5 protein-coding genes are annotated in these 4,051 nt (G+C 67.0%); 1 reads left to right on the top strand and 4 read right to left on the bottom strand.

Translation table 11 applies throughout. The features are described 5' to 3' along the window. A partial coding sequence (locus EGI20_RS16370; RefSeq protein ID WP_498632747.1) for a proline racemase family protein occupies positions 1-514 on the top strand: 514 nt, incomplete at its 5' end. Positions 515-541: 27 nt separating this feature from the next. Here the strand turns inward: EGI20_RS16370 and EGI20_RS16365 are convergent. From EGI20_RS16365 to EGI20_RS16350, 4 genes are all read right to left on the bottom strand, one after another. Further along, positions 542-1,285, bottom strand: a complete 744-nt coding sequence (locus EGI20_RS16365) for a tyrosine-protein phosphatase (protein ID WP_498632088.1) — start codon at positions 1,283-1,285, stop codon at positions 542-544. Continuing rightward, positions 1,282-2,361: an Rv3169 family protein gene (locus EGI20_RS16360; RefSeq protein ID WP_498632745.1), complete on the bottom strand. Its 1,080-nt coding sequence runs from the start codon at positions 2,359-2,361 to the stop codon at positions 1,282-1,284. Before EGI20_RS16360 ends, EGI20_RS16365 begins: the two co-directional genes overlap by 4 nt. Then, a complete protein-coding gene (locus EGI20_RS16355; RefSeq protein WP_498632743.1) occupies positions 2,355-3,419 on the bottom strand; it encodes a phosphotransferase family protein in 1,065 nt (354 codons plus the stop codon). The genes EGI20_RS16360 and EGI20_RS16355 overlap by 7 nt, the downstream gene beginning before the upstream one ends. Before the next feature lie 132 nt (positions 3,420-3,551). Continuing rightward, positions 3,552-4,051, bottom strand: a 500-nt coding sequence (locus EGI20_RS16350; protein ID WP_498632742.1) for a GMC oxidoreductase, incomplete at its 5' end; no start/stop codon positions are given.

Here is a 4,051-nt window from a genome sequence, read left to right as displayed (position 1 = left end):
CGTGGATATCGGCTACGGCGGTGCTTTCTACGCCGTGACCGATGCCGCTTGTCTTGGCGTGTCGCTGGACGGCAGGGTACGCGATCTGGTCGATGCCGCCAGCGCGCTGTCGGAGGCGGTGCGGCGCAGCATCCGCGTGCGTCACCCCGAGGCGGAAGATCTGGGCTTTCTTTACGGCAGCATCCTGACCGATGGCCGCGAGCGCGCCGGCGACGGCATCAGCCGCAATGTGTGCATCTTTGCCGATGCCGAGGTCGACCGCAGTCCTACCGGTTCCGGCGTGACTGCGCGCATGGCGCTGCGCCACGCCCGCAACCTGGTTGCCGTGGGCGAGGACTGTGTGTTTGAAAGCCTGACCGGTGCGCGTTTTGCTGGCCGCGTGACTGGGGAAGTTCCGCTTGATGGCTATCAGGCCGTGACGGTGCGCGTGAGCGGGCGGGCCTGTTACAGCGGCCGTGCCAGCTGGTCGCTGGAGCCGGAAGATGAAATCGGGCGGGGATTCTTGCTGCGTTAGCGCCCGGGGCGCTACGCAGCCTTGCCGTCACCGCTCGTGCACCAGCGTGCCACGCACTTTTGCGAGCATCGCCGCATCGATTCCGCCTGCCGCGAGATAGGCGTCAATGCTGCCGTGCCGCGTAAGGAGCACATCGAATGCCGTGTCCAGATAGCTTGCGTCGACACCGCTCAGGGCGGCGAGGGTGGCATCGTCGGGCGTTGACCCCAGATAATGCGCGAGCATCTGCCGCAGCCTTGCCGCCTGAGGGCCGCGGGCGGCCTGCTGCCCATGGGTAAGGTAGTTGTCGATAACTTGCGGGTAGGGAACGCCGGCGGCGCGGGCAATAAGCGCACAGGCAAAGCCGGTGCGGTCCTTGCCGGCCGTGCAATGCACCAGCAGCGGTTCGCCCAGCGCCAAAGGCGCAAGCAGGGTGCGCAGATGGGGCAAAAAGGCATAGCCGAAGCTGTGATACAGCGCGCGCATCAGGACGCGCGCAGCGTCAGCGTCGGGCTGGCGGATAAAGGCGGCGATCAGCGCATCGCTCGCCGCATCGCTTGCGCGCACATCGGACGCAACCGGCGCCCGCTGGCTGCGCACGCCCAAGAGCGCACCCCACAGACACAGTTCGTTGTCGCGCTCGTGTACGCTTCTGAAGTCGATGATGTGGCGGATACCGAGCGCGCGCGCAGGCGCGATCAGCGCCGCGTCGTGTGTACTCAGCACGCCGGCGCGAAAGAGCATCCCGCGCCTGAGCGGCAACCCCTGGCAGGCGTCGCTTGGCAGCATCATGTCCACCCCGACGCTGCGTGCGGGCCGAGCAGCATCTGCTCGAGTACGCCACACCCCTCGCGCGTGCTTTCGCCGTCGATGGCGAGCGTTGCGCGGGTGAGCGACTGCAGGTGCATCTGCGCCAGGTCGTTGGGGTCGAGCGCCCGGCAGTCGCGCGTCTCGCCGTGGACGGCAAACTCGCCGTGGCAGCGGCCGTGGCCCCACTCGGGGTGGTTGTAGCCGGCCCCCTGCATATAGACGCGCTCGCCGCATTCCAGCGCCAGGGTCGCGCTGCGGCCATCGGCAAGGGTGCCAGTCACGCTTGCGCGTGCGATCTGGCGGCAGCCTGCGCGGTATTCGACGTGCACGCGCGGCTGGCTCAGGTGGTGCGCCGGGCCGCCGTCGGTCGGCACCAGTACGCACTGGCGGTTCCAGCCGTTGCCGTGCGCGTCGTCATTGCTATGAAAGTGCACGACACAGTCGTCGAAATGCGTCGGCCCCCACAGCCAGAACCACTGCATCGGCGCAGCCGGCAGCATGGGCTGCGCATCCCGTGTGCCTATCGGGCGCACGCCCCACGAGCGGTCGCGCGTGCCGCGCCAGCCATCAACGACGAGGGTTTCCCCATCCAGCTGCAATTCTCCCTGCCAGTGTCCGAGCTGGGTCATGCGCGTCAGGTCGAGCACGGTGCGCGGCCCGTCGCGCCACATGAAGCGCGGCTCTTCCAGCGGCGCACTGCGGCCGGCGAATGAAAGCCGGCCGCACAGGCCGAGTTCGGGCGCGGCGATGCGCACATCAAGGCGGGCCAGCGGCTCGATAACGTCGATGGCGATCTGCCCGACCCGGGTGTCCATCCGCTCGCCGTTCAATGCGCGCGAGGCAAACACGCAGCGCTGCACGCCTGCGCGCTGCACAAAAGTGTGCGCGTCCATGATGCCAAGGTAGGGGTAGACGCCAAGCGCGGCGGCAAAATAGGTATCACCGTCTGCGCTGTAAGCATTGAAGTAGTAGCGGTCGTAAAAGTTGCGTTCGCAGCCGGCGTCGGCCAGCGGCACCGGTTTCTGGTGGATGGGGTAGTCGTCGCCGCGGCTTAGCATGTGGCCTGCTCCGTGATGCCCAGTTCGGCCAGTGTCAGTTCAAGCACCGCGTAGCCGCCGTTGTGGGTGTCCATCTCGAACTCGGGCGGGACGAGGCCGCGCTCGGTAAAAAGCTTGCCCAGCCGTGCCATGATCACCGCGAGGCGGGCGGCGGCAAACAGTTCGAACCATGGCAGGCATGCCGCGGATTCGCCGCTGGCCGCTTCCCAGCAGGCAATGCTTTCTTCGCGTGAGGGCAGGTGGGCAAGGCGGGGCACGCCGTAGCCTTCGCACAGCGAGCGGTCGAGCACCAGAAACCACGCCAGATCCTCAAGCGCGTCGCCGATATGTGCGCTCTCCCAGTCGAGCGCGGCAGCGACCCTGCCTGCGTCGTCGAAGATCAGGTTGCCCAGCTTGGCGTCGCCCCACACCAGCGCCGCACGGCGGGAGGGCGGACGGTGCGCGGCAAGCCAGGCTAGCGCGCGCCGGATCAGCGGATAGGGGCGTGCCTGCGCCTCGGTCCAAGTCAGGAAAGTCGCCAGTTCGTCCAGCTGAACGGTCAGCGGGTCGGAGCCGGGCGAAAGAAAATCAAGCCCTTGCGCACGCCAGTCTATGCGCGCCACCTGCGCGGCGGTTTTTATGCCGGCAAACCAGTGGCGGCGCTGGCTGTCGGCGTCAAGTTCGGCCAGCCAGCCCTGAATATGGTATTGCGGGTTCTCGTTTGGCACCCGTCCTTCGATCCGCTGCATCAGGTAAAACGGCCGCCCGAGCACGGAGGCGTCATCCTCGAAGCCATAAAGATCGGGCACCGGCACGGGGCTGTCTGCCAGCGCCGCCATCACCCGGTACTGCAGCGCCAGATCGTAGCCGGGAAACAGGCCGACCCCTGTTGGAGCCAGGCGCAGCACCAGACTCTGGCGTCTGGTCTCCGGCCCGAGTTCGGCATCAAGCAGCCAGGTCTCGTTGGAATAGCCCTGTGCCGGCGGGTGAAGTGCCAGAATGCGTGCGCTGCCGCCGTGACGCTGGGCGAGCCAGGCACTCAGTGCCGGGGCGATGTCTTGTGCTTGCTGTGGCTGCATGTCAGGCCTTCTGTAGAGGGGACGCCGTTCGGCCCACGGTGGCGCCGTTTTCAGCCGTTTGCCGGCACTGAATTGCCGTTTACGCACCCCGGCGGCCATGGCGGGGACTTGTGCCATGCGTATATCTTGCCGTTACAGAGCGGCGGCAGGGCTGGGGGTCATGGAGGCACTGTGTTTCTCGCCAGTTTTGAGGCGGGCACGGCGCGCCTTGGCAACGAACTCGGCTGCGCGCTCACCTATCATGATCGCGGTGGCGTTGGTGTTGCCGGAAATCAACAGCGGCATCACCGACGCGTCGACCACGCGCAGGCCGCTGACGCCGCGTACCCTAAGCTCGGTATCGACCACGGAAGCCTCATCGCTGCCCATGCGGCAGCTGCCGACCGGATGGTGGCCAGTGGTGCCGCTTCGTCTGGCAAACGCCACCAAGTCTTCGCGCTCCCGGATGGCCGCGCCGGGGTAGGTCTCGGATTCGGTTACTGCAGCCAGTGCAGGGGCGGCGGCAATGCGCCGCGCCCAGTCTATGCCTGCCAGTGTGGTGTCGATGTCGTAGTCGGTGGTGAGATAGTTCATCACGATCTGTGGCGGCTGGGCCGGGTCGGCCGACGCAAGGCGGATATGGCCGCGCGAGG

The organism is Aquitalea sp. S1-19, assembly GCF_024343515.1.
The sequence above is the reverse complement of the archived record's forward strand: the minus strand, read 5'-3'. Positions and strand labels throughout refer to the sequence as shown.